Raw genomic sequence first — 26,078 nt, 5'->3', positions numbered from 1 at the left:
TACGGCGGCAAAAAGGAGGCATTCTATGACAAACTTTATTTTTGAAAACACATGGGAAGAAAATGAAGAGGCGATCAGGACAAAAAAGCTTGCCATTATACCTGTGGGAAGCACTGAACAGCACGGACCTGCCCTTCCGGTAGGAACGGACTGGATCATCGCACAGTATCTGGCAGAGATGGTCGGAAAAAGGACCGACAAGGGCCTGGTGACCCCGGTTATCCCCTTCGGCCACGCACTGTATCATGCTGACTTTCCCGGAACAATGGCAGTATCCCAGACAACACTTACCGCTTATGTGTCTGAAGTCTGTCAGCAGCTCATCTCTTACGGCTTCACCCATTTCCTGTTCATCAACGGACACGGAGGCAACAACAATGCGCTGTATGACGTGGGCCAGCAGCTGCGGCTTCAGAACATTCCGGCTGCCAATATCCAGTGGTTTGAAGTTGCCGGTGACCTTGACAGCAAGTGGGGACTTATCGGACACGGCGATATTACAGAAACGTCTGTAATGATGCACATAGCTCCGGATACCGTCAAGGTGGAACGCGCCCATATTCCAGAGAATCAGAAAATAGGCAATATCAAACTTCTGGATCTTCACCGGGGTGAATTCGAGGGCGCCGGCGTCTATCTGAACTTGCGTACGAGGGATGTATCAAAGACCGGTGACCTGATCGAGCACGGACATTCCTCAGGTGTTGACTACAGCCGCAGTGCGGCGGATGCTTCCGCGGAACTTGGCAGAGAAGTCTGTGAGGCTGTCGTTGATTATATGTTACGCTTCATAGACGAGTTCGTGGAGTTTCAATTTGAATACCAAAAGTAAACAGCAGAGCCATACAGGAACACCCGGACATGTACGTCCGGGTGTTCCCTGCGTCATTCATCTGTCTGCTCCAGCATTCTCTGCAAAAGTCCGGCGCATTTCTCCCGGACAATATCAAGCTGTTCCGGTGTAAGATCTTCCACATGAATCCCGCAGGTACACACTACAGTGCAGTTCCACCTCTCTGCCGCAGCCTCCGCAAACATCCGCGCTATCACGTCATCCTTATGCCCCATAGCGGATAATACCGAAGTAGTAACACCAATTCCTTCTCCGGTAAGACTGGGCCTCGCTGCAGACATTACAGCGCAGCCTACATGAGGGGAATCTCCTCCATACACAGCCATTGTACAGTCCTTCCCCATACGGATCACATCACAGTATATATAATAACCGTTGAATAACTCTTCTTTCAGCATTTCTTTTCCGGCTCCCCCGTCCATGGTATAAATTTATCGTATGAGATCCCAAACTGCAGCAATATCTTGCCCACAATATGGTTGATCATATCCTCTATCGTTCCGGGGCTGTTGTAAAATGTCAAAACCGGAGGCACAATGACGCAGCCCAGCTCAGATGCCTCTTTCATGTTCCGGATATGGATTTTTCCAAACGGCATCTCTCTCGGAACGAGAACAACTTTCCGTCCCTCTTTCATACAGACATCCGCAGCCCGGACGATCAGATTTTCCGCATATCCGGACGCGATCCCGGCAAGTGTCTTCATACTGCATGGCAAAACGATCATGCCGTCCGTCACGAACGAACCGCTGGATACCGGAGCCGCCAAATCTCGTTCATCATATACATGATCTGCAAGTTCCACCATCTCCTCCAGCGGAATACTGCTTTCCAGTTCCCATGTAAGTTTTGCACCGTCACTTAAGATCAGATATACTTCACAGCCTTCTATGCTTTTGAGCGCTTTCAGAAGATAATAACTCATTATCACCCCGGTAGCGCCTGTCACCCCTGCAATGATCCTCATTTCTTCTCTCCTGTTCCTGTCAGAATCCATATTTCTCCCAATTATCAAGCACATGCTTCTGCAGCTCTTCCGGGTATCCCCTGAAAGACGCCTCCACAGGGCGCTGCTCCTGCGGCCATCTGTGGAACGGTGTGAGACAATTATAAATCACCCTTGTGGATATAGCCTCACTCTTCTCCTCTGCGCTTAAGTATGCCACAAGCGGAAAGATATACTGGTCTTCCATGACCACCCTTCTGTCCGGATGATGCCGGGTCGCCAGCGCCCATACAAGCTGTTTGATATCGCCTGGATCAACATCGTCGTCCACGACTAACACTTTCGGAATATAAGAGCCGCCCTTTGACGCAAAAACTGCCTTTCCGATATCAACAGCCAGTTGTTCGTCGTCCTCCTGCTTCCGTTCACGGTCAACCGACACAACAAACCAGTGGGCCGCTGATTCCATCGGAATAAAGCATTCCCTGATCGGAAATCCCTGCCTGCGCAGTACATTCTGTATGCTGGCAGCTATACTCATGCCCCAGTTCGTATGGTTTTCTTCTGTCGGAACTCCGGCCACACAGACAGGCATGACAGGATTATCCCGATGTGTCATCGCTGTCACATGAAAGCACGGTACCGGCTTACTGCGCCCGGCCCAGACATATCCTCCATACTCACCCATCGGCCCTTCCGGAACCATTTCCTCCAAAGAAGCAAACCCTTCAATTACGATCTCGCTCGATGCAGGAACAAGAAGATCGTGCGTCTCACACTTGACAACATCCACAGGTTCTTTGTACCAGCCGCCGATCACTTCCCCTTCATTGACACCGGACGGGAGCGGGTATCCGGCGATCATCGCAATGGCCGGGTCCACCCCGAGGCACAATGCAAATGGCATCTCCTCCCCGATCTCCTTCCACTGCGCATATATTTTACCGAAATCCTGTGTGGGGATCACGACGCCGGCAATCGTCCGGGGACCGTCCAGCATTGCGCGCGTGATAGCCCAGTTCACCCACGAACCGTCAGGCGTACGTGCAATGAAGATCCCGTATGTATTGATATAACGTCCTCCGTCCCCATAATGAATAAATGGCACAGGAAGCTTTGTCAGGTCTATGTCTTCGCCAAATACTTTATTTTCCTTACATGCTCCTGTCTCTACAAGACGAGGCGGAATCGGCTCCACGTCCGGAAGATGAGACCAGGCCTCCACAAGCGCGGGGCCAGACATATCCACAGGCAGCCCAAGAGAAAGCGCCACCCGCTTAAATGGATGTTCTTTATCAGGGCTCAGCCCTACCGGCGCCCCCAGCACCTCAAAGCCAGGCGTACAATCTTTAATATTCTTAAAAATCGGGGCCGGAGCCGGCAGATCGTACGCATGTCTCGTGATCGCACTCATCTCCAGATTCCAGTCCACCTCCTGTGTCACCGTTACTATTTCATTTTCTTCCTTCAGTTTTTCTACATATTCCCGGAAACTTTTAATTGGCTGCATTTCTTTACCTCCCTGCCATCATTGTTATTAATACTGACAATATCTATAATTAACCATACCATAAATCTATAGAAATGAATACCTCTCTGTCTGCAATATTCTGTAACATCAATATTCGGTTTTCTGTCTTACCACCCGAAGGCATTTGTCGATATACATATCATCTTTTTTGAATATGTTTTATGCATCCCATACATTACATTTCACTTCCGTTTAATAGTTAAGTAAACAAAAAAATCCTGCAAGCATAAATGCTTACAGGATCTTCACAACTCCCCGAGTTGGGCTTGAACCAACGACCCTTCGGTTAACAGCCGAATGCTCTACCACTGAGCTATCGAGGATCACCTATATTATTATATCCCCTTACATCCAACTTATGCAAGAGGTTTTATTTATGTACCCTGAAAACTGCATACAAGAAATAATTCATCCATTACCTATCCACCTTCTCGCTTCGAGATGCGTTATTCCGAGCGCTCACTTCGAAAACTTCGTTTTCTCAGTGCCTTCGCTCCGCGAATGCTCTGTCCAGGCCTGCTATGTTCCCTTCGGAATGCAAGCATTCCTCTTTCCACATATCATTCCTGTACTCCGCGCTCTCTACGCTCTTGGTCATGCCCTCGACCGATTAGTAGCAGTCAGCTCCATACATTGCTGCACTTCCACCTCTGCCCTATCTACCTCGTCGTCTTCAAGGGGTCTTACTGCTTGCGCAGGGATATCTCATCTTGAGGGGGGCTTCACGCTTAGATGCCTTCAGCGTTTATCCCGTCCCGGCTTGGCTACTCTGCCATGCTCTTGGTAGAACAACAGATACACCAGCGGCCAGTCCATCCCGGTCCTCTCGTACTAAGGACAGCTCCTCTCAAATATCCTACGCCCACGCCGGATAGGGACCGAACTGTCTCACGACGTTCTGAACCCAGCTCGCGTACCGCTTTAATGGGCGAACAGCCCAACCCTTGGGACCTACTTCAGCCCCAGGATGCGATGAGCCGACATCGAGGTGCCAAACCACTCCGTCGATGTGAACTCTTGGGAGTGATAAGCCTGTTATCCCCAGGGTAGCTTTTATCCGTTGAGCGATGGCAATCCCACTTTATACCACCGGATCACTAAGTCCTACTTTCGTACCTGCTCCACCCGTCGGTGTCGCAGTCAAGCCCTCTTTTGCCTTTGCACTCTGCGAATGGTTTCCGACCATTCTGAGAGGACCTTTGAGCGCCTCCGATACCCTTTCGGAGGCGACCGCCCCAGTCAAACTCCCCACCTGACATTGTCCCCCAGCCGGTTCACGGCTGATGGTTAGAAATCCAATACTGCAAGGGTGGTATCCCAACAGCGGCTCTGTGACGACTGGCGTCATCACTTCTTCGCCTCCCACCTATCCTGTACATGCAATACCGAATCCCAGTATCAAGCTGGAGTAAAGCTCCATGGGGTCTTTCCGTCCTGGCGCAGGTAACCAGCATCTTCACTGGTATTTCAATTTCACCGGGTGCATTGTTGAGACAGTGCCCAAATCATTACGCCTTTCGTGCGGGTCGGAACTTACCCGACAAGGAATTTCGCTACCTTAGGACCGTTATAGTTACGGCCGCCGTTTACTGGGGCTTAAGTTCAAAGCTTCGCTTGCGCTAACCTCTCCCCTTAACCTTCCAGCACCGGGCAGGCGTCAGCCCATATACTTCACCTTTCGGTTTTGCATAGACCTGTGTTTTTGCTAAACAGTTGCTTGGGCCAATTCTCTGCGGCCAGATCTCTCTGGCACTCCTTCTCCCGAAGTTACGGAGTCATTTTGCCGAGTTCCTTAACAATGCTTCTCCCGTCGGCCTTAGGATTCTCTCCTCATCCACCTGTGTCGGTTTACGGTACGGGCACGATATAAACGATAGCGGCTTTTCTTGACGCATGGCTCACATACTTCCCTACTTTAAGTTCGGTACGCGTCACGGATTTGGTTTGCACACCGGATTTGCCTGATGTACGCCTACCCCGCTTGCGCCGGTCTTTCCATTCCCGGCTTATGCTTTCCACACGTGTCCCCACAGTTCTGTTATATCGTGGTACAGGAATCTCAACCTGTTGTCCATCGGCTACGTCTTTCGACCTCGCCTTAGGCCCCGACTTACCCAGAGCAGATCAGCTTTACTCTGGAAACCTTAGATATTCGGCCGGAAGGATTCCCACCTTCCTCTCGCTACTCATTCCGGCATTCTCTCTTCGATGCAGTCCACAGCTCCTTACGGTACTGCTTCTTCCCGCATCCAATGCTCCTCTACCGATGTACTTCGTACATCCCTGAGCTTCGGTAGTGTGTTTCAGCCCCGGACATTTTCGGCGCAGGACCTCTCGACTAGTGAGCTATTACGCACTCTTTGAATGTATGGCTGCTTCTGAGCCAACATCCTAGTTGTCTTTGAAATCCCACATCCTTTTCCACTTAACACACATTTTGGGACCTTAGCTGCAGGTCTGGGCTCTTTCCCTTTCGACTACCCAACTTATCTCGTGCAGTCTGACTCCCATACATCATCTACGCGGCATTCGGAGTTTGATATTCTTCGGTAAGCTTTGACGCCCCCTAGGAAATTCAGTGCTCTACCTCCGCAAGACTTGTATGAGGCTAGCCCTAAAGCTATTTCGAGGAGAACCAGCTATCTCCGGGTTCGATTGGAATTTCTCCCCTATCCACACCTCATCCCCACCCTTTTCAACGGATGTGGGTTCGGTCCTCCATTGCCTTTTACGGCAACTTCAACCTGGACATGGATAGATCACCCGGTTTCGGGTCTACTCTGACTGACTCATTCGCCCTATTAAGACTTGGTTTCCCTTCGGCTCCAGACCTTCAGTCTTTAACCTTGCCAGCCAGCGTAACTCGCCGGACCGTTCTACAAAAAGTACGCGGTTCACCGCATAAGGGTGTTCCACAGCTTGTAAACATATGGTTTCAGGTTCTCTTTCACTCCCCTCCCGGGGTCCTTTTCACCTTTCCTTCACAGTACTATGCGCTATCGGTCACTAAGGAGTATTTAGCCTTACGGGGTGGTCCCCGCATGTTCCCACAAGGTTTCTCGTGTCTCGTGGTACTCTGGATACCGCCATGTCAGTCAGACTTTCGCTTACGGGGCTTTCACCCTCTCTGGCCGGCTTTCCCAAAACCGTTCTGCTACTCTTCCTGAATCAATTGTGCGGTCCGAACCCCAGGGTGCACGCACCCTGGTTTGGGCTCTTCCGTTTTCGCTCGCCGCTACTTGCGGAATCACATGTTGTTTTCTCTTCCTCCGGCTACTTAGATGTTTCAGTTCACCGGGTTCCCTTCCTTACGTTATGGATTGGCGTAAGGATAGCTGAGGTTTCCTCAGCTGGGTTTCCCCATTCAGATATCTCCGGATCAAAGGATATTTGCTCCTCCCCGAAGCTTTTCGCAGCTTATCACGTCTTTCATCGGCTCTTAGTGCCAAGGCATCCACCATATGCTCTTTTTAGCATGACCAACTGCTCAGGAGATACGGGTGTGTCTCCCTTGCTACACATATCTAGCGTGATATGCGTTGGTTTCTTAGGTTTGTTTTTTTGATTCGTTGTCTCGAATATAAATAATGTTTTCTCACCGGACGTAACGTCCAGCAAGTCTTTCATTACCTCGGATGTCTTGATTAAATAAGATATTTAATCTTTATTTCTTTGTATGCAATTTTCAAGGTACATAGAGACTGAATCTTTATCAGTCATTACATAAGAAAATGGCTTTTCTTATCTAATCACTGGTAAAACCAGTTATCTGAACAGCACTGCCCTGCTGACTGGGTTGGCGGTGATAAGTTGTTGCTCATCTTTGCCTGTATTTATCTAAATCCCGAACATTTGCAGCGGTTCTGCATCTGCTCTTTTTTTTAGTGCTGGCAGCCACCTGCTCTCCCACACCGTCTCCAGCGCAGTACCATCGGCCGCCTGAGCCTTAACCATCGTGTTCGGGATGGGTACGGGTGTTTCCCCCAGGCGCATCGCCACCAGCAGTCCTTTTTAAACTTTTGAAGGCTTAAAAAGCTCGTTTAGTTGTTCTCCGTGAGTGCAGTCTTTCCTCTACCTCGAATCCACTTCGTTCCTTCTCGGTAGACTCAAGCCTTCTTATGCATCCTGTCTTCCATTCCTGCTCCTGCAAGCCCGCTTGCGTCACAGGACTGGCTTCCAGTCTGCGCACTCACTCCTTGATAACTAAACAATAAACAACAACCCCTACTTCTTCTTTTCCTTAGAAAGGAGGTGATCCAGCCGCACCTTCCGATACGGCTACCTTGTTACGACTTCACCCCAGTTATCGGTCCCACCTTCGACGGCTCCTTCCTTTCGGTTAGGTCACCGGCTTCGGGCGTTACTGACTCCCATGGTGTGACGGGCGGTGTGTACAAGACCCGGGAACGTATTCACCGCGACATTCTGATTCGCGATTACTAGCGATTCCAGCTTCATGTAGTCGAGTTGCAGACTACAATCCGAACTGAGACGTTATTTTTGGGATTTGCTTGCCTTCACAGGGTCGCTTCCCTTTGTTTACGCCATTGTAGCACGTGTGTAGCCCTGGTCATAAGGGGCATGATGATTTGACGTCATCCCCACCTTCCTCCAGGTTATCCCTGGCAGTCTCTCTAGAGTGCCCACCTCAAATGCTGGCTACTAAAGATAAGGGTTGCGCTCGTTGCGGGACTTAACCCAACATCTCACGACACGAGCTGACGACAACCATGCACCACCTGTCACCGGTGTTCCGAAGAAAGAGTACGTTACATACTTTGTCACCGGGATGTCAAGATCAGGTAAGGTTCTTCGCGTTGCTTCGAATTAAACCACATGCTCCACCGCTTGTGCGGGTCCCCGTCAATTCCTTTGAGTTTCATTCTTGCGAACGTACTCCCCAGGTGGATTACTTATTGCGTTGGCTGCGGCACCGAAAAGCTTTGCTTCCCGACACCTAGTAATCATCGTTTACGGCGTGGACTACCAGGGTATCTAATCCTGTTTGCTCCCCACGCTTTCGAGCCTCAACGTCAGTCATCGTCCAGCAAGCCGCCTTCGCCACTGGTGTTCCTCCTAATATCTACGCATTTCACCGCTACACTAGGAATTCCACTTGCCTCTCCGACACTCTAGCCTGACAGTTTCCAAAGCAGTCCCGGGGTTGAGCCCCGGGCTTTCACTTCAGACTTGCCATGCCGTCTACGCTCCCTTTACACCCAGTAAATCCGGATAACGCTTGCCCCCTACGTATTACCGCGGCTGCTGGCACGTAGTTAGCCGGGGCTTCTTAGTCAGGTACCGTCATCTTCTTCCCTGCTGATAGAAGTTTACATACCGAAATACTTCATCCTTCACGCGGCGTCGCTGCATCAGGGTTTCCCCCATTGTGCAATATTCCCCACTGCTGCCTCCCGTAGGAGTTTGGGCCGTGTCTCAGTCCCAATGTGGCCGGTCACCCTCTCAGGTCGGCTACTGATCGTCGGCTTGGTAGGCCGTTACCCTACCAACTACCTAATCAGACGCGGGCCCATCTTACACCACCGGAGTTTTTACCCCTCTACCATGCGGTACTGAGGTCTTATGCGGTATTAGCAGCCATTTCTAGCTGTTATCCCCCTGTGTAAGGCAGGTTGCCCACGCGTTACTCACCCGTCCGCCACTCAGTCAATACAAAGTTCTGATCTTAGCAAGCTAATCTCTTCACACAGTACTGCTTCGTTCGACTTGCATGTGTTAAGCACGCCGCCAGCGTTCATCCTGAGCCAGGATCAAACTCTCGTTAAAAGTGTTTAATCGCGGTCAGGATTAACTACTAGCTAATCCTATCCCGTTATTACTGTTTTTTAGGTTGACATCTTTTTTGATGTCCGTTCTGAATTTTTCTCTATTTAAGAAATTTTCAGGGTTGTTGTCTATTGTTTAATTATCAAGGTTCTTTGCGTTCCCGTTTGGGTCAGCTCAGATATAGTATCATTTTTTGGCTGTAAATGTCAAGTGCTTTTTTATCTTTTTTTTACTTTTTTTAAACAAGCTCTTAACAGACACTATAACTTGTACCACACAGACCACTTTCTACTATATATAATAGTTGAAGTGCCAGCCCCTGGCCGGCAAATATTCCGGTCTGCCCAGCGGCCATAAAAAACTGTCTGAAACTTCAGTCCCAGACAGTCGTTCATGACTAACGGAGAAAGAGGGATTTGAACCCTCGCGCCGGTTACCCGACCTACACCCTTAGCAGGGGCGCCTCTTCAGCCTCTTGAGTATTTCTCCAGCACGCATTATTATACTAAAGGAAATCTCCCTTGTCAATGCTTTTTTGAATTCATCCAATCAATAATATATTCTTTTGCTTCTTTTTTAGTTTTTATTCCATCTAATATACTTAGATCCGTATCTGTGAGATAGGAAGTCGCCTCTTTCCAGTCGCTGAATACATATTCTTCTGTATCTACATTTTCCAATATTTCTATAATGCGGGATGACCATTGTTCCTGTCTGAGCCGCAGATCTGACAGACAGTCGCATCCTGCTTCCTGGGCTAGATATTCAAGAAAACTTTTCTTTTCCACACCTGTCCCTCCTTTATATAGGTGAATGAATACTGTTTATAAAAGTAGACTTTATTGAACAAACGACGTTAATTCATTTTATTGCATATGTATTCACGATTCTTCCGTTTATCTACAAAATTCTCTCTTTTTTACCGATAATTTTATTATATATGAAGCGCCTGATAAAGTCTACTTTTTTATTCTGTCAGAAGTTCTGTCCGCACAGCCGGCCCATTTCATGAACGTGGAGTAAGAGACGCCAAGCTGTCTGGCCGCTTCTCTGCCGCTTATCTTCTTATAGTGCCAGCGTTTATATACTTTATAGAAGTTGACCGGCACCTTTTTGTTCGGCCTGCCGAATTTTACGCCTCTTGCCTTGGCGGCAGCGATCCCTTCCGCCTGCCTCTGTTTTATGTTCTCCCTCTCCGTCTCCGCTACATAAGACAGAAGCTGCAGCACGATATCGGCGATAAGAGTCCCGATCAGATCATTGCTTTTTCTTGTATCGAGCAGCGGCATATCCAGAACTACGATATATACTTCTTTCGTTTTTGTGAGATATCTCCACTGGTCCAGTATCTCTTTGTAATTTCTTCCGAGCCGGTCTATGGATTTGACCACTAAGATATCCTTTTTTTTCAGTTTTTTCAGCAGCTTCTGGTATTTGGGACGGTTGAAGTCTTTTCCGCTCTGTTTATCCATATATATGTTTTCCGGCAGAACGGGAAAATTGTGCAGTGCTATCATCTGTCTTTCTTCATTTTGTTCTCTCGTTGATACTCGTACATATCCATATGTCTTGCTCATTTCTTCACCCCACTGATTTTGAAATTACTTAATAGTGATACGCTGGCCGTATGAAAAAGAGAGGACGACCATCCTCTCCTTTTCCATAACCTTATCATTACCTTTTTATTTCATTTTCATAAATCGGCTGCTGCGTTCCTGCTTTTATATGATCTGCGATAAGTTTATGATATATACCGCCATTATTATAATACATTGTTATTAAAAAATTACAATACATTTATACTTTTTATGCGTTTTCTGCTTCTTTTTGTTCTTTTCTGCTCTTTTTTGAGATTATCTATTGACCCTGTTTCATTTTTTATATTATAATTAGGAAAATACTATTAGTTTGGAGAATTTGAATGTTAGCATCAGAACGAGAAAGAATGATACTGGAGTACCTGAATACGAACGAAATAGCTACAACAAAGTTCCTCTGCGAACTGACAGGCGCTTCTATTGCAACGATCCGAAGGGATCTGAATCAGCTGGACAAGCGCGGGTTATTGAAAAAAACCCACGGAGGCGCCCAGTGTATCTCATCCAGGTCCTACCACGGATACCCCGGGCCGTCGCTGGATTACGACCCGTTTTTAAAGTCAAAAGAACAGATCGCCAGGAAGGCGTCCGAATTTATTTCCGCAGGAGATATTATATTTATCGGCGCCGGCATGACGTGCAATCTGCTCAGCAAATATATTAACGACAAAGAGAACATCACAGTCGTCACAACTAACCTGACCGCAGTCATGGAACTTGTGCCGAACCCGAACATCTCTATTCTGCTTCTCGGAGGAAATGTCCATATCGGCACAAATCATATCGAGACTCTGGACGAGTACACGGTGCAGGCGCTGGACAAGCTTTATTTTGACAAAGTGTTTTTTACGGTAGACGGCATAGAACTCAACAATGGCTATTCCATCATCAGCCGGGCGCAGCTCCCTCTGTATAATCATTTGATCTCGAATTCCAAATTGATATATCTCCTGGCTGACGAAGGAAAATTTGACAAACGTACTTTTACGCATCTATGTGATCTGGATGAGATACCGAATATTATCACAAACGCGTCTACGGACCAGAAATACATTTCCTATTATAAGGAACATGAAATCGGAGTTTTTACGGTTTAGCCAGCAAAAAAACAGACGGCAGACGCTGTACGTCTGCCGTCAGGCTGATATCTGTCATATTTTCTGAAGAAACCTATCTATTTCCTCCTGCACGCTTCGGTTATACATTCTCACGCTTTTACTCTTTGGGACGATCTCGGCTAATTGTGCATTTTCTATATAATCCCTGTAATAAAGACCATACTGGAACTTGTGGATAAAATCCTTTTTTGACGCCAGAACTAACGTCTCACATGTGATCTGTTTCAGTTGTCCCGGATTATGAAACGGGGACTGCTCCGGCAGTATGCGGAACTTCTCATAATTTTTCTCAATACTATCTTCTGAAAAATGCTTAAGCAGTGATCTTGCCGCGGCGGGCTCCTCTGCTCTTAATATCCGGTATTTTTCCCATTTTAAAAGTGCATCTGCCGCTTCCTCCGGGCTCCCGGACGTCTCGATCAGGTATGCCACCCGATGATACAGCTCCCGCACTTCAACCTCCATCGGAACGTGCGTCCATGCAGGCCGGATGAGCACAAGCCCCGTAACCCTGTCTCTATGCTCAATGGCGTATCTGACAGCGACCGCGGCTCCCATGGAAATGCCGCCGAGAAGAAAGCGGTCAAGTTTCAGATGATCCGCAAGCGCTTCAACATCCCCGGCCATCGCTTCAAACCGCAGTTCTTCTGCAGGACCTATCTCTGTATAGCCGTTGCCCCGCTGATCCATATATATCATCTGAATGCCCTGGGGAGGATGAAATACTCTCCCGCACTGCTTTGTATCTCCTCCCATCCCGTGCAGAAGAATGAAGGGAACGCCTTTTCCGGCCGTACGGTAATAGAATCTGATTCCTCCGTGTTCAAAATACCCCATGATAAACTCCTTTATGCCTGAAGCTGACTCTTCAGAAAACGAATGCTGTCTGCCACTTCCTCCTCCGAAAGGCCATGCAGGATCATGCTGCCGTCATATCCTGCTTCCCTCAGACAGGCAATATAATATGTATAGTCAATGTCTCCTTTTCCGGCCGCCTTATATACTAGATGTCCGTTTAACTTACAGTCTTTCGCATGTACGAGGACGATATCTTCTTTCAAAAGAGTGACCGCCTCCCCGATCCTTTCTCTCATAAACTGTTTTTCACCGGGCCGGAACAGGTTGGCCGCATCCAGTATGATCTTCAGTCTGGAATGACGGCACTCATCCATGAGACGCCGGGCCTTCCGGGCAGAAGAGACTACATTTGATGTCTCCGGCTCCACGCCGATAGTGAGCGGATATTTTTCGGCAAGGACGAGAAGGCGCCCGAGGTGCTCCTTCATCAGCCCCCAGCTTTCCTCCGAGTCATTATCCGGGTGGCGCGTCCACATACTCTCTGTGCTGTTCGTCCCCGTGCAGATAGACAGAACCGGAATAGAAAGGTCAGCACACGTCTCCATAAGAATCTCTGTCTTTTCTGTATATTCGCCCAGCCGGTTTTTATCCAGCAGGTTAAACGTCCCCGACATGGCTGCCAGTTCTATTTTGTATTGTTCGGCCAGACTTCCAATTTCACTCACGAGCCTCGAATCATACCTGTCCGGCAGTGTTTTTCCCCCGGCCAGACACATATTAAACTGGAAGCTTTCGATGCCATACGCGCCGGCGGCGCGAAACACCGCGGCCAGATCCCCGCGGCCCGCCCATGTCTTTGCAAAGATACCTATTTTCATCAGAGTCCACCTCTTACATCTTTAAGAAAGATTTTTCTTCCGCCTTCATGGACGGAATCATAGACAGCCTTCATGGCGCGCATGGCCGCAGTTCCGTCGGAGGCGTCCGCTCCGTTCTGAGGTGCGCCGGTGAGGATCACATCTGCAAACCCTTCCAGCTGCCGCCGGTAAAAATGTCCGTCCGCTGCCATGGGGCGGAAATATTCATTCCGCCGGAGGGAATATGCCTCCGCCTCCGTCGACTGGAACAGCCATGGGTTAAAGGTCTTCCCGATGACAGTCCCCTCTGTCCCGAATACTTCAAACCCCTCATACCAGTCCCGGCGCACTGCCACCGTAAGATCCAGCATGCCTGCCGTGCCGTTCTCAAGATCTGCACAAATGAGCCAGGAATACATATCCCCCTTCTGTATGAGCTTTGCCTCCACACTGACAATGTCTCCCATAAGGTAGCGCACCGTGTCAAATAAATGGCCGGAATGCCCGAGCAGATAATAATGTTCCCTGTTTTCCTTCGGACATCCGGACGGCTTTCTCGACTGCCCGCTCGTAAAGATATATGGCTGCACGTTATCGGTCAGGGTATATCTGGACGTTCCGTCGCAATACCACGCCTTGATGGAGAGAACATCTCCCATTTCTTCGCGGATAAACTTCCGGGAAAACTGTATGCCTTCATCAAACCGCTTCATGTACCCAACCTGCAGTACAAGTCCTGTCTCTTTGACAAGTTCTTCTATTTCCCGGCATTCTTCCACCGTTACACCCATTGGTTTCTCTACGAGTACGTGCTTTCCCGCCCGCAGCGCCTGCTTTGTACACTCTGCATGGAACTGGTCCCCGATGCCGATGAGCACCGCCTCTATCTCATGATCTTTGAGCATTTCCTCATAGGAGGTATATCTCTTCCTGCAGTGATACATATCCGCCATCTGGCCAAGCAGATCCTCTGCCACATCACAGATCGCATACAATTCCACATTTCCCGCTTTCAAAGCCGCCTCAAAATGCGCCGCCTGACAGATCATGCCGCAGCCCAGAACACCGAGCCTCAGACAACGTTCTTCTTTTCTGTGCAACGTTCTTACCCCTCCTCTATCTCATCAGGTCTCTCGTATGTTCGTACAGCTTCTGATATTTCCTGTGCATTTCCCGGTACATCTCCTGCAGTTTTTCTCTCGGCTCATATGTATCCTCACGGAAGCTTACGTAACGACTCACACCTTCTGACACACTTTCCAGCATACCGGTACCTGCTCCGGCCACGATGCACGCTCCAAGGCACGCCTGCTCCTTTACACTGCACACGCAGATCTCCTTCTCAAGAATGTCCGCCTGGATCTGCAGCCATACCGGACTTGCCGCCCCTCCGCCGGACGCGATGATACGCTCGGCCCGAAGTCCCATCTCCCCGAATATCTGCAGCGAATCCTTCAGGGAAAATACAACCCCTTCCATCACAGCCCGGATAAGATCTCTCCGGTCGTGTGCCAGCTTCATGCCAAAGAACATGCCGCTGGCGCCGGCATCCATATGCGGCGTCCGCTCTCCCGTCAGATAAGGCAGATAGATGAGACCGCCGCTGCCAGGTTCGGTCTCCTGCGCCGCTTCACTTAGTTCCTGGAAGCTGCCGGCCCCAAGGATCTTGTCCTTCAGCCAGTTCATCGACATGCCGCTGCAAAGAGTGGCCCCGAAAATAGTATACGCCCTGTTCAGCGCATGACAAAACGTGTGGAGCCTCAGCCTGCGGTCGTATGTATCCGTACCTGAATATGTGGAAATCTGCCCGCCCGTGCCGATGTTGCTGATGATCAGGCCTTCCCGCACCGCGCCGTTGCCAATGCTCTGGGCCGGCTGGTCCCCGCTTCCGTACACGACCCGTATGCCTGCGGGCAGCCCGGTCTCTTGCGCACAGGCGGGGGTGATACAGCCTGCGGTCTCTTCCGACTCATGCACATCCGGAAATATGTCCTCCGGTATGCCGTACCGGCCTATGATATCGTACGCCCAGTCCCGCTCTCCTGTGCGCAGTATGCAGGCGGAGGAGGCATCCGACGCGTCTGTCCCCCATTCTCCGGTCATGCGCAGACGGATATAGTCTTTTGGCAGAAGTATCTTATGGATCTTTTTAAATACTTCCGGCTCCTCTTCCTTCACCCACAGAAGCGATGGAAAGGCGAATCCGGAAAAAGCCCTGTTGTGAAAGATCTCTCCCATCCGTTCCATTCCAAGTTCCCTGTGCATCTGTTCTGCCATACGGTCCGACCTCTGATCGAGCCACAGGATGGCAGGTCTTAATACCTCCCCTTTCTTCCCCGTCAGAACAAGCCCGTGCATCTGCCCGGAAAAGCCGACTGCACGGATGGCGCAAAACTGGTCCGGGCAGTCAGTCTTCAGTTCCCGGATCGTCTGCTTTACAGCCTCCCACCACGTCTCCGGGTCCTGCTCCGCAAAGCCGGACTTTGGGATGCTGACAGTATAGGAGCGGGAAGCTGTCTTTACCACACCCTCCGTCTCGTCCAGAAGCATAGATTTGACGCTGGAAGTTCCAAGGTCGATTCCCAAAATACAAGCCATATGATTCCTCCTGTTTTTTACCCGAAGATACCCTGGATATAATGAAGTCCTTTTGTCAATTCTTCACTGATGTGTTCCTGTGACACATCGTCCATGAGATTTCTCCATATATTCACGTCTCTGCCGACGGGTCCGCCTTTTATGACAAACGGCTCCATGACGATGCGGCCTTCATAGCCGATATCGTTTACCGCCTGCCCGACCGCATCCCACGGTACATTGTCACACGGCGCGGGTATCTGCCGGTTATTCTGGCAGACGTGCAGATGCGCGAGGCTTTTCCCCGCCCTGCGGATCGCGTCCGGCGTGCTCGTCTCCTCAATTCCCATATGGAACATGTCGAGCAGAAGGCGGCAGCACGGAGAACCGACCTGTCCGATGAACGTAAGCCCTTCCTCTACACTGTTCAGCACAAACTGTTCAAAACGGTTCACCATTTCGATCGCATATATGATCCCATAGTCCTGCGCGGTCTTTACGCACTCTTTCACAGAAGAAAGCGCCAGCTCCCATGTGCGCTCTTTGTCCGGCAGATTCCTGAAATCATACGGCCAGCTGGAATACAGGATACCGCTTAAAATCTTACCGTCCAGCATATGGATCGCCTCCAGCATATGCTTGGTATACTCGATCCCTCTTCTTCTGACGGACGGATCTTCGCTGGCCATATCATATTCCTTCGGAAAGCCGATACACCAGCTCATTTCGATGCCGTGATCTTCGGCACACTTTTTCAGCTCATTCATTTTATCAATGTCCATGGCAGGGACATAATCAGGCGGAGTGACTTCCAGATCTTCAAATCCGGCCTCCGCCGCCAGACGGATCCTTTCTTTTATGTCCACATCCCACTCGCTGCCCCATGCGGCGTAATGAACTCCATATTTATATTTCATATGTACGTCACCTCCTTAGTGATTTGCTTTGTATTTATTCTTCAGCGCGTCGATGATAACCGCCACCATGATCATTGAGCCGCCGGCTGTGTTGATCAAGTACGGATTGATGCCGAGTATATTCAGCCCTACCTGGAATAAGGTGATCAGCAGAACGCCTCCCAGCACACCGTTTACTTTGCCGACGCCGCCTGTCAGACTGACCCCTCCGATGACGGCCGACGCAAGCGCGTACATCTGCATGTTATCGCCAAAGGACGCGGGAACAGCTCCCATATACGCAGAATACATCCATCCTGCCAGGGCACACAGCCCGGAGGAAATGACGAACGCCATGATCTTGACCCAGTCTACATTGATGCCGCTTGCCTTGGCGCAGCTGATATTTCCGCCCACGGCAAAGAGGCTTCGCCCGAATGTCGTCTTGTTCCAGAGAAATCCGATGCAGAGAAATACAAGCACGAGCAGTATCGACATAAGTGGTATCCCCGCTATGCTTCCTTTTCCGACATAATTGTATTCCTGCGGAAAATTGGTGAATGTGCGTCCCGCCGTCAATGCCAGAAGCCCTCCCATAAGGATCAGGTTCATGGCGATCGTCTCGATGAGAGACGCGGCTTTCAGCTTTGTGATGATCAGACCGTTGACCAGTCCGATGAGACAGCCGAAGATTATGATAAAGATAATGGCAAGCCACCACGGCAGGACATTATTTTTCATCAAATATGTGCCGAGCCCGGCTGAGAACGCCATACTCCCTACAATAGACAAGTCTATCTCTCCGAGCAGGAGCACATGCGCCAGTCCCACGGTCATGATGCCAAGGGCCGACGCCTGGATCAGAATATTTTTAATGATCGTGACGGTAAAGAACGCGGGCTGGTAAATTCCCATCACTATGAGCGATATGACGAGAAGAAACCATACAATATTATTGCTCAGCAGTTCTACCATATTTCCTCTGTAATTTTTACTTTTCATCTGTCTCGGCTCCTTTCAAAGAATCCCGTATGTCTGTGATCTCTTCTACAGTAAGATTCTCATTTACGATCTGTCTGACGAACCTGCCCTCATGGAAAAAACAAATCTCATCGCAGATTCTCAGCATTTCTGAATAATCACTTGTATGATAAACGATGGATATACCCTCTCCCGCCAGCTCGTCTACGAGACTCAGGATCTCTTCCCTGCTCCCGATATCAATGCCGATCGTGGGCTCGTCCAGAAGCAGCAGCTTCGGTTCCGTACAGAGGGCTTTTGCGAGAACTACCTTCTGCTGGTTGCCCCCGCTCAGTGTCCGGGTCGGTTCTTTGGCATTCTGTGCCTTGATCTCCAGCCGGTTATAGTATTGCATCGTATTTTTCAGTTCCAGCCTGTTTTTGATATATCCCATCGTGCTCAGCTTATCCTTCATCACACATATGCTGATATTGTGCAGAATAGACATATCCTGTACGAGACCTTCCTCGTGCCTGTCAAAGGGCACATACATGATGCCCTGGCGGATGGCGCTTCTCGTATCTCTGACGCGTATCTCCCCGCCGCTTCCGTCCATAAGTTTACCGGACGCAAGCCGGTTAAGGCCGCCCAGCACCCGGAGCATCTCCCGCGCACCCGACTCCGGGAATCCGACAAACCCGACCACCTTGCCCGGATACATCTTCATGGACACATGGTCTACGCATTCTGCCTGAAGATCGCGGCACTCCAGCGTACAAGGTCCTTGCGGCGGCTTCACATTCTTTTTCCTGCTGAACAGATCCACGCTTTCGCCGACGATCATTTTAGACAGCTCCAGCTCCGTCCTCTCCTCCTTCAGGCGGAGGGAACCGGCATACCCGTCCTTGAATACGGTGATGTTGCTGCAGATTTTTAAGACTTCATCGAGATAGTGGGATATGAATATAAAGCTGACCCCTTTTTTGCTTAATTCTTCTATAAATTGAAACAGATTATTTCTTTCTTCTTTTGTGAGCGATGTCGTCGGCTCGTCAAGTATGATAAGCTTTGCTTCGCTGAAGAGAGCCCTTATGATATTTAATTTTCTCTGCTCCACGAGGCTCAGCTTCCCTGCCTTTGTCTGCGCAGAGACGCGCAGACCGTACACTTTCAGGACTTCCTCCGCCATGCTTTCCATCTTCCTGCGGTCTACCGTACCGTTTTTTTTCTTTGGCCACACACCGATAAAAATATTCTCCGCCACTGAAAATTCCGTGACGATGGAAGAATGCTGCGGTACAAGAAAGAGCCCCGACTTCTGTCTGTGCAGTACAGACTCTCTGTCGATATTCCTTCCCTCAAAGAAAACTTCTCCCTCATAATCTGATATGAGTCCGGTGATTATATTTACAAATGTGCTTTTTCCCGCCCCGTTTTTTCCGACAAGTCCGTGGATCTCCCCTTCCTCTACCTGGAAATCAATGCCGTTAAGGACTTGCTTCGTATGAAAACTCTTACATATATTTTTCGCTTCCAGCAACAATGTCTTCATCTCCTTATGAATGGAATGAGCATATGACAATCTGCCACATGCTCACCCAAACCGTGTTAATTACTTATTTGGCTTCCAGCATGACCCGTCGGAATTAATACTCGATACCGAGAACATCCGCTGAATAACGTCCGGAATTGTTCGGATCCTGTGCGTTGTCTTTGTCGATCTTATGAGTCGGAAGGCTGATCCATGGGCCTTTCCACTCTGTGGCGTCCTTGATTTCCGTGCTGTCCCATGCGAATTTAAAGTAAGAATCTTTTGCTTCATATGTATCCGGCAGGTCTTTGCCTTCAAAGATATACTTGTCCATCATTTCCAGGCAGATCGCCGCAACTGCATGCCAGTCAAGATTGACCGTTCCGTCCATATAGCCTTCAGAAATACGGTCGAGTGCCGCCGGCTCACCGTCCAGGGAAACCATGATGATATGTCCCTCTTCGCCGACTTTTTTCAGCTTGCCCGCTGATTCAACTGCCTCGTATACGCCATAGAACGCGTTGTCACACGGAGCATGTACCGCGTCAATGTCTTCATTTGCCGCCAGGGCATTGGATGCCGCGTCCTGAGACAGCAGACGGTCGCCCTTGCCGCTTGCTTCGATGACTTCAATGTTCGGATATTTCTCCATTACATTGTCAAATCCCTGTTTTCTCTCCTGCATTACCTGGCTTGCCAGATCGCCGAATACATTCAGCACTTTTCCCTTTTCTTCCCCGTTCTTTTCTTTCAGTTTGTCTACGATGATCTCCGCCGCCTGCTGCCCCGCCATGAGGTTATCGCAGTCTACCGTGATATCGATGTCTCCGCCTGTGATCGGAGTGTCGTATACGCCGACCGGAATGCCGGCGTCATTTGCTTCTTTTACACAGTCGATCAGACTTTCCGAGTCGATCGCTGTAACAATGATCGCCTTCGGATCCTGGGTAAGTACAGTCTTGAACTGTTCCACCTGTTTGGAAACATCGTTTTCTGCATTCAGGATCTCATAATTACAGTCCAGATCACCCGCGTACTTGTCAAACGCCTCCTGCATGGCCGCCCATGCATAGTAGTCAAGCCCTTTGTGCAGAAGATAAATCTTCCCATCCTTGTTGTCACTGCTCTCCGTCTTGGCAGAATCGTCTTTCTTCTCCTCTTTCGCGCCGCATCCGATCACCATGGACGCTGTCATCGCTACACAGAGAAGCACACTTAATAATCTCTTCTTCATATCTGTTCCTCCTTCTTTAAATAAGATAGTTTGTTTTTGATTGAATACTTGTGAGCGGAAATTAACTGGTAATCATTTCCAATCTTTTTCAATCATTTATTTTAATTTAAATTATCATACTTTTGACTTATTGTCAATTATTTTTCTCTTTTTTGATTGTTATTTATTCATTTTGTTGACTTAGCAATCATAACATGATAAAATAAGCTCAAAATTTCTCATACATTTAAAGGAGGTCAATAATTATGAGTCCTATGATGAAACAAGTCATTTTAGATGAGCCAAAATCATTTGCATGCCGGAATGTAGAAATTCCCGTACCAGGAGAAGGACAGGCGCTGCTGAAAATGAAGGCGGTCGGTATCTGTGGTTCTGATATCCACACTTATTTTGGAAAGCATCCCTTCGTACATACTCCTATTGTATTAGGGCATGAGGCCAGCGGCGAGATCGTATCTTTCGGACCCGGAGCGCATGACGGCCTTACAGAAGGGGACCGTGTCGTCATCCGTCCGCAGCGCACGTGCGGAAAATGCCGTCCGTGCAGGGAAGGACGCTACAATATATGCGAAGAATTAAATGTGCTCGGCTGCCTGAGCACCGGCGGTTCCTCTGAATATTTTGCCGTGGAAACTTCTATTCTTTATAAGATACCGGACACCCTTTCCTATGCGGAAGGCACTGTTCTGGAACCGTTGGCCGTCGGCGTGCACGCGGTCAAGCGGGCCGGGAACCCGGCCGGGAAAAACATACTCGTCTGCGGCGCCGGCACGATCGGCAATGTGGCGGCCCAGGCAGCCTTAGGCCTTGGCGCGGCAAACGTGATCATCACCGATATCTCGGATTACAAACTTAAGCTGGCCAGAAAATGCGGCATTTCCAATACAGTCAACGTTAAGGACAAAAGCCTCCGGGACGCGGTCCGTGAAACACTTGGCGAAGAACAGCTCGATCTGATCCTCGAGTGCTCTGCCGTAGAATCTGTATTAAACGACGCCATCGACATTGCCCCAAAAGGTATCAGTATCGTCATCGTAGGTGTATTTGAAGATATGCCGAAGGTCGATATGGCGGCCGTGCAGGACCGGGAATACGCACTTCTTGGAACACTGATGTACACCCACGAAGATTATATGGACGCAGTACGCCTTGCCGGAGAGCAGAAGGCTGATCTAAAGAGCCTCATAACGAAGACATTTACATTCGACCAGTATGCAGAAGCTTATCAATATGTAGAAAATAACCGGGCTGCTGCCCAGAAAGTCGTCATTGAGATCTAAGACGCACAAAAAAGGAGGAACAGACATGGACACAAAAACTTACACCCGCCGGGAGATGGCTTCTTATATAGATCACACACTTCTGAAAGCCGACGCAGCCAAAGAAAATATCCTGCAGATCTGCCGGGAGGCAGAACAATACCACTTTGCATCTGTATGCGTCAATCCGGCGTGGATCTCACTCGTATCAGAACAGCTAAAGGAGACCGGCGTAAAAGCGTGCTGCGTTATCAGCTTCCCGCTCGGCAGCGAGACTCCTGAGATGAAAGCAATGGAGGCCGCCTATGTCATCGGACAGGGCGCGCAGGAAGTAGACATGGTCGTCAACATCGGCGCGGTAAAATCCGGCGACTGGGAGCTCGTTAATAAAGATATCCGGGCGGTAACGGCCGTTAAAAAGGATGCTCTTGTGAAAGTGATCATTGAGACGTGCCTTCTCACAGATGAGGAAAAAGTGAAGGTATGTGAGATCGCCAAAGAAGCCGGCGCTGATTTTGTGAAAACTTCAACCGGTTTTTCAAAGGGCGGGGCGACAGCGCACGATGTGGCGCTCATGCGCAAAACCGTAGGCAGCGGCGTGGGAGTCAAAGCCTCCGGTGGCGTCCGCACACTGGAAGATGCTGAAAAAATGCTGGCCGCAGGCGCGGACCGTCTCGGCGCCAGCGCGGGAAAAGAGATCATCCGTTCACTCGTTTAAGGAGGCGACATCTATGGAACAAAATCTGAAACAGTATTCTGCCAGAATCCGCACGGTCCTTCTGAAGCTTTTGAAAGCCAAGAAAGGCGGGCATCTGGGCGGCTCCATGTCCATCGTGGAAGTCCTCTCTGTACTATACGGAGAGCAGATGAAGTATGACCCGCGCGATCCGGACTGGGAAGAGCGGGATCTGCTCGTCCTGTCAAAAGGACACGCGGGGCCGGGGCTCTATGCTGCCCTGTGCACGGCGGGATACTTTCCTGAAGAGGAACTGTACACATTAAATGAAGGCGGCACCCGTTTCCCTTCCCACCCGGACCGCACAAAGACGCCGGGCGTGGACGCCACAACCGGCTCCCTCGGTCAGGGTACGTCTGTGGCGGCAGGACTTGGATATGGATTGAAACTGAAAAATTCCGGCCGTTTTGTGTACCTCATCGCAGGGGACGGCGAACTGAATGAGGGACAGTGCTGGGAGGCTTTCCAGTTTATCGCACATCATAAGCTTCACAATGTCATCGTACTGATCGACGATAACAAACGGCAGCTCGACGGCTACACAGCCGACATCCTCAATCCGTTCTCCCTCGAAGATAAAATGAAGGCATTTGGTTTTCACACAGAGACGGTTAACGGCGCCGATGAACGACAGATCTCGGACGCTGTGCGCCGGGCGAAAGCGGTTGAGGACTCAGCGGTCTGCATCATCCTGGACACTGTCAAAGGGCAGGGAGCCGCGTATTTTGAGAAAATGGAATCCAACCATTCGGTAAAGTTTAATGAGCAGGACTGCCGGGAAGTAGATAAAATACTTGAGGAACTGGCCGATGCTTACAGACTGGAGGAACAATAATGTGGAGATTATGCAGTGAGACAGAAGAAAAAAGCAAAGAGTTAAAACAGGTTTTCACGGAGACACTGCAGGACATGATGTCTGCAGATAAAGCTGTTATCGCCCTGGAAGCAGATCTTGGAGGCGCCTCCGGTTTCCTGGACATAAAAAAATCACACCCGGACCAGTTTCTGGACGTTGGGATCGCTGAGGCAAACATGATCGGGGTGGCGGCGGGGCTGTCCATGCTCGGGTATATTCCGTACGTTCATACCTTTTGCCCGTTTGCGTCCCGGAGGGTGGAGGACCAGCTCTTTCTCTCCGGCGCATATGCAAAAAATACGATAAATATCTATGCTTCTGACCCCGGTGTGTGCGCGGCGACAAACGGAGGCACCCATACTTCCTTCGAGGATCTCGCCTTTATGCGGGCGCTGCCGGAAGCTCTCGTCTTTGACCCGGCGGACGATGTCCAGCTTGAATGGCTTGTGCGCACGCTGGCTCCCCTCAAGGGAATACACTATATCCGCGCCAGCCGGAAAGCGGCGGACCGGATATACGAGCGGGGCTCTACCTTTGAGATCGGAAAGGGAAACATCATAAAAGAAGGCAGTGACGTCCTTCTCATCTCCATGGGAGAAGTGCTCGGCGACGCCTTAAGAGCCGCAAATGAACTGGAACAGGACGGCATCTCCACGGAGGTCGTCGATATGTTTACCGTTAAGCCTCTGGACAGCGCATTGATCCTGCAGGAGGCAAAAGGCAAACAGCTCATCGTCACCTTTGAAAACCACAGCGTGATCAACGGACTCGGTTCCGCCGTGTCCGACGTACTCTCAGAGGCCGGCGCAGGCATCCCCCTCAGAAAGATCGGGGTGAACGACCAGTTCGGGCAAGTGGGAAGCGTATCATACCTGAAAGAAACGTATGGGCTTACCAGGCAGTGTGTCAGGAGAATGATATTTGAGGGAGTTGATGGTGTACGGCGAAGGGAAGGAAGGGGGTAACTCAGAGCCGGTCAGTGCGCTTGCGATCTGTAAGTGTAAAAAATACGGGCGGAACAGACACCGACAGATTCGTCAGAAAATCTGGATGATTTTCTGTCTCAGCTGTCTCAGGAACTGCACTTGAAGCGCAGTTCCTGGTCTGTTCCGCCCGTGTTTTTTGCACTAACGGCTCGCAAAGCTCCCTCCAACGGCCCTGAGTTACCCTCTCCCTTCCCTTCGCCTGGTATACCATAAAGCTCAAATTTCTTTCTCGCGCAGGATTATCGGAACTGATACAATGGATTTACATCTTAAACTTATCCGTTGCGACAGCCCAGGGAGCCCTCCCGGGTGTAAAAGTTCAGCAGCTTAGGAGGAACAGGTGAGGAGTCCGGGTGTGCAGAGGTGCAAAAAGGGCGTTCGGAGGCAGGTGTGGAAGGCGTTGCTGCAGAAAGCGCCGGAAACAGACACGGGGATGTTATCACAAATAACATCCCCGAGAGCCTCTGAGGGAAGAAATCCCTTCAGGATTTCATCCCGAATAGGCTCGGTTGTCTGATTCCGGCGCTTACTGCAGTTACACCTTCCCGCCTGCCGGAGCGTCCTTTTTACACCCCTGCACACCCGGACTCCTCACCGTACACCCCCAATCCCCCCAACTTCTACAACCATATCCTACTCCATATCATAGAGCCTGGCCGCATTGTGGTACATGATGCCTTCAATCTCTTCTTCTGTGAGCAGCGGCCATCCGCATCGTCTGTTTATCTCATTGAATCCGCTGCGTACTTTGTCGATATGTCCCCGGATCTCCACGGAAGGGTCTGCGGAGAATGGGTAATTGTCCGGCGCCACAAAGTCTGTGGCAAACATGATCTTATTAAGTACCCCGTATTCCCTTGCCTGCACAAGGTTCCAGGCGATCGTCATCTCCCGGTCATACGCCATGGACAGGTCCGTGTACATTCTGTCTGAATTGGCCATCAGTATGAACAGTTCTTCTGTGTGAGGATAGCCCATATGTTCAACTACGATCTTCATTTTCGGGAAGTCCATCATCACATCGTTCAGATGCTCCGGCCTGTAATATTTCATCGGCGCAAAATAGGGCGGGCATTCGCTCATGGCAGAGTGATGGTACTGTACGACAATTCCGTGCTTCTGCGCCAGCTGGTAGAACGGATAGACTGTTTTGTCGTTGGCATTGTAATGACCGCACGGAGGGGTGAAAAGCACTCCCCGTATTCTGTTGTTCAGGACATCTTCCTCAAACTTGTCAAAAGAAGCCTGGTTAAATCTGTTTATTTTGTCGATCGGTTCCACACTTGCAAACGGAATGATAAAATCCGGATATTTCTCGTAAGCTTCCTGTATGTAGTTTTCCGCCATGTCGGTATTCCAGATACGGTACATGGCCTGTCCCATGGCAACGATCTTCTCGATCCCCATTCCCTTCCACATCTTTACCAGCTCATCCAGATTCATGTTCTCTGGAATTCTCCAGTTATCCAGCCACTGGTATCTTTCTTTGTCAAAGTTCTCTTTTCTGATTAAATGCATATGCGCATCAATGATCATCCCGCGCGCCTCCTTTATT

General features: G+C 49.8%; 20 protein-coding genes, 2 tRNA genes and 3 rRNA genes. 6 read left to right on the top strand and 19 right to left on the bottom strand.

All coding sequences use genetic code 11. The annotated features are described in order from the left end of the window. Positions 1 to 25: 25 nt before the first annotated feature. On the top strand, positions 26 to 832 hold the full coding sequence (locus LAJLEIBI_RS00305; protein WP_006444568.1) for a creatininase family protein: 807 nt from the start codon (positions 26 to 28) through the stop codon (positions 830 to 832). 53 nt (positions 833 to 885) lie between these two features. Here the strand turns inward: LAJLEIBI_RS00305 and lpdD are convergent, their stop codons facing one another. From lpdD to LAJLEIBI_RS00255, 10 genes are all read right to left on the bottom strand, one after another. Next, the gene (gene lpdD, locus LAJLEIBI_RS00300; RefSeq protein WP_006444569.1) at positions 886 to 1,251 is read right to left on the bottom strand and encodes a prenylated flavin chaperone LpdD; all 366 of its coding nucleotides are present in this window, start codon (positions 1,249 to 1,251) and stop codon (positions 886 to 888) included. After that, positions 1,245 to 1,820 carry a UbiX family flavin prenyltransferase gene (locus LAJLEIBI_RS00295; protein WP_040435843.1) on the bottom strand — a complete coding sequence of 192 codons (576 nt, stop codon included), beginning with the start codon at positions 1,818 to 1,820 and terminating at the stop codon, positions 1,245 to 1,247. The genes lpdD and LAJLEIBI_RS00295 overlap by 7 nt, the downstream gene beginning before the upstream one ends. Positions 1,821 to 1,839: 19 nt before the next feature. After that, on the bottom strand, positions 1,840 to 3,309 hold the full coding sequence (locus LAJLEIBI_RS00290) for a UbiD family decarboxylase (RefSeq protein ID WP_006444571.1): 1,470 nt from the start codon (positions 3,307 to 3,309) through the stop codon (positions 1,840 to 1,842). Between the two features lie 272 nt (positions 3,310 to 3,581). Next, positions 3,582 to 3,653, bottom strand: a tRNA-Asn gene (locus tag LAJLEIBI_RS00285). 267 nt (positions 3,654 to 3,920) lie between these two features. After that, positions 3,921 to 6,811, bottom strand: a 23S ribosomal RNA gene (locus LAJLEIBI_RS00280). Positions 6,812 to 7,215: 404 nt separating this feature from the next. After that, positions 7,216 to 7,333, bottom strand: a 5S ribosomal RNA gene (rrf, locus tag LAJLEIBI_RS00275). Between the two features lie 241 nt (positions 7,334 to 7,574). Beyond that, positions 7,575 to 9,117, bottom strand: a 16S ribosomal RNA gene (locus LAJLEIBI_RS00270). The 16S, 23S and 5S rRNA genes sit together here with 2 tRNA genes alongside, the layout of an rRNA operon. Positions 9,118 to 9,518: 401 nt before the next feature. Next, a tRNA-Ser gene (locus tag LAJLEIBI_RS00265) sits at positions 9,519 to 9,606 on the bottom strand. 35 nt (positions 9,607 to 9,641) lie between these two features. Further along, positions 9,642 to 9,905 (bottom strand): hypothetical protein, encoded by a 264-nt coding sequence (locus LAJLEIBI_RS00260; RefSeq protein WP_006443834.1) that lies wholly within the window; start codon positions 9,903 to 9,905, stop codon positions 9,642 to 9,644. 171 nt (positions 9,906 to 10,076) lie between these two features. Then, positions 10,077 to 10,694, bottom strand: coding sequence for a recombinase family protein (locus tag LAJLEIBI_RS00255; protein WP_006443833.1), 618 nt, complete (start codon positions 10,692 to 10,694; stop codon positions 10,077 to 10,079). A 344-nt stretch (positions 10,695 to 11,038) separates the two neighbouring features. On the opposite strand from LAJLEIBI_RS00255, the gene LAJLEIBI_RS00250 reads away from it, so the two are divergent. Next, positions 11,039 to 11,812, top strand: a complete 774-nt coding sequence (locus LAJLEIBI_RS00250; RefSeq protein ID WP_083790623.1) for a DeoR/GlpR family DNA-binding transcription regulator — start codon at positions 11,039 to 11,041, stop codon at positions 11,810 to 11,812. A 54-nt stretch (positions 11,813 to 11,866) separates the two neighbouring features. On the opposite strand, the gene LAJLEIBI_RS00245 is transcribed toward LAJLEIBI_RS00250, so the two are convergent. The 8 genes from LAJLEIBI_RS00245 to LAJLEIBI_RS00210 all read right to left on the bottom strand — a co-directional run bounded on the left by LAJLEIBI_RS00245 (position 11,867) and on the right by LAJLEIBI_RS00210 (position 20,686). Further along, positions 11,867 to 12,670, bottom strand: a complete 804-nt coding sequence (locus tag LAJLEIBI_RS00245) for an alpha/beta fold hydrolase (RefSeq protein ID WP_006443830.1) — start codon at positions 12,668 to 12,670, stop codon at positions 11,867 to 11,869. Between the two features lie 11 nt (positions 12,671 to 12,681). Then, positions 12,682 to 13,509, bottom strand: coding sequence for a sugar phosphate isomerase/epimerase family protein (locus LAJLEIBI_RS00240; protein ID WP_006443829.1), 828 nt, complete (start codon positions 13,507 to 13,509; stop codon positions 12,682 to 12,684). Continuing rightward, positions 13,509 to 14,588, bottom strand: a complete 1,080-nt coding sequence (locus tag LAJLEIBI_RS00235; protein ID WP_040435168.1) for a Gfo/Idh/MocA family protein — start codon at positions 14,586 to 14,588, stop codon at positions 13,509 to 13,511. The genes LAJLEIBI_RS00240 and LAJLEIBI_RS00235 overlap by 1 nt, the downstream gene beginning before the upstream one ends. 16 nt (positions 14,589 to 14,604) lie before the next feature. Further along, complete coding sequence (xylB, locus tag LAJLEIBI_RS00230) at positions 14,605 to 16,086, bottom strand: xylulokinase (RefSeq protein ID WP_006443827.1); 1,482 nt, start codon at positions 16,084 to 16,086, stop codon at positions 14,605 to 14,607. A gap of 17 nt (positions 16,087 to 16,103) precedes the next feature. Further along, complete coding sequence (locus LAJLEIBI_RS00225) at positions 16,104 to 16,982, bottom strand: D-psicose 3-epimerase (protein ID WP_006443826.1); 879 nt, start codon at positions 16,980 to 16,982, stop codon at positions 16,104 to 16,106. Between the two features lie 15 nt (positions 16,983 to 16,997). Further along, a complete protein-coding gene (locus tag LAJLEIBI_RS00220) occupies positions 16,998 to 17,963 on the bottom strand; it encodes an ABC transporter permease (protein WP_006443825.1) in 966 nt (321 codons plus the stop codon). Beyond that, a complete protein-coding gene (locus LAJLEIBI_RS00215; protein WP_006443824.1) occupies positions 17,953 to 19,473 on the bottom strand; it encodes a sugar ABC transporter ATP-binding protein in 1,521 nt (506 codons plus the stop codon). The genes LAJLEIBI_RS00220 and LAJLEIBI_RS00215 overlap by 11 nt, the downstream gene beginning before the upstream one ends. Positions 19,474 to 19,567: 94 nt before the next feature. After that, the gene (locus LAJLEIBI_RS00210) at positions 19,568 to 20,686 is read right to left on the bottom strand and encodes a sugar ABC transporter substrate-binding protein (RefSeq protein ID WP_006443823.1); all 1,119 of its coding nucleotides are present in this window, start codon (positions 20,684 to 20,686) and stop codon (positions 19,568 to 19,570) included. Positions 20,687 to 20,931: 245 nt separating this feature from the next. Between LAJLEIBI_RS00210 and LAJLEIBI_RS00205 the strand changes: the two genes are divergently transcribed. Genes LAJLEIBI_RS00205 through LAJLEIBI_RS00190 form a run of 4 tightly spaced genes read left to right on the top strand, consistent with a single transcriptional unit; the run spans position 20,932 to position 24,502 of the window. Next, the gene (locus tag LAJLEIBI_RS00205) at positions 20,932 to 21,966 is read left to right on the top strand and encodes a zinc-dependent alcohol dehydrogenase (RefSeq protein ID WP_083790621.1); all 1,035 of its coding nucleotides are present in this window, start codon (positions 20,932 to 20,934) and stop codon (positions 21,964 to 21,966) included. Between the two features lie 25 nt (positions 21,967 to 21,991). Next, the gene (deoC, locus tag LAJLEIBI_RS00200) at positions 21,992 to 22,663 is read left to right on the top strand and encodes a deoxyribose-phosphate aldolase (protein ID WP_006443821.1); all 672 of its coding nucleotides are present in this window, start codon (positions 21,992 to 21,994) and stop codon (positions 22,661 to 22,663) included. A 13-nt stretch (positions 22,664 to 22,676) separates the two neighbouring features. Further along, positions 22,677 to 23,516 (top strand): transketolase, encoded by an 840-nt coding sequence (locus LAJLEIBI_RS00195; protein ID WP_006443820.1) that lies wholly within the window; start codon positions 22,677 to 22,679, stop codon positions 23,514 to 23,516. Next, the gene (locus tag LAJLEIBI_RS00190; RefSeq protein WP_006443819.1) at positions 23,516 to 24,502 is read left to right on the top strand and encodes a transketolase family protein; all 987 of its coding nucleotides are present in this window, start codon (positions 23,516 to 23,518) and stop codon (positions 24,500 to 24,502) included. The genes LAJLEIBI_RS00195 and LAJLEIBI_RS00190 overlap by 1 nt, the downstream gene beginning before the upstream one ends. Positions 24,503 to 25,156: 654 nt before the next feature. Here the strand turns inward: LAJLEIBI_RS00190 and LAJLEIBI_RS00185 are convergent. Continuing rightward, positions 25,157 to 26,059: an amidohydrolase family protein gene (locus LAJLEIBI_RS00185; protein WP_006443817.1), complete on the bottom strand. Its 903-nt coding sequence runs from the start codon at positions 26,057 to 26,059 to the stop codon at positions 25,157 to 25,159. Between the last annotated feature and the right edge of the window lie 19 nt (positions 26,060 to 26,078).

The organism is [Clostridium] hylemonae DSM 15053 (assembly GCF_008281175.1).
Classification (GTDB): domain Bacteria; phylum Bacillota; class Clostridia; order Lachnospirales; family Lachnospiraceae; genus Extibacter; species Extibacter hylemonae.
The sequence above is the reverse complement of the archived record's forward strand: the minus strand, read 5'-3'. Positions and strand labels throughout refer to the sequence as shown.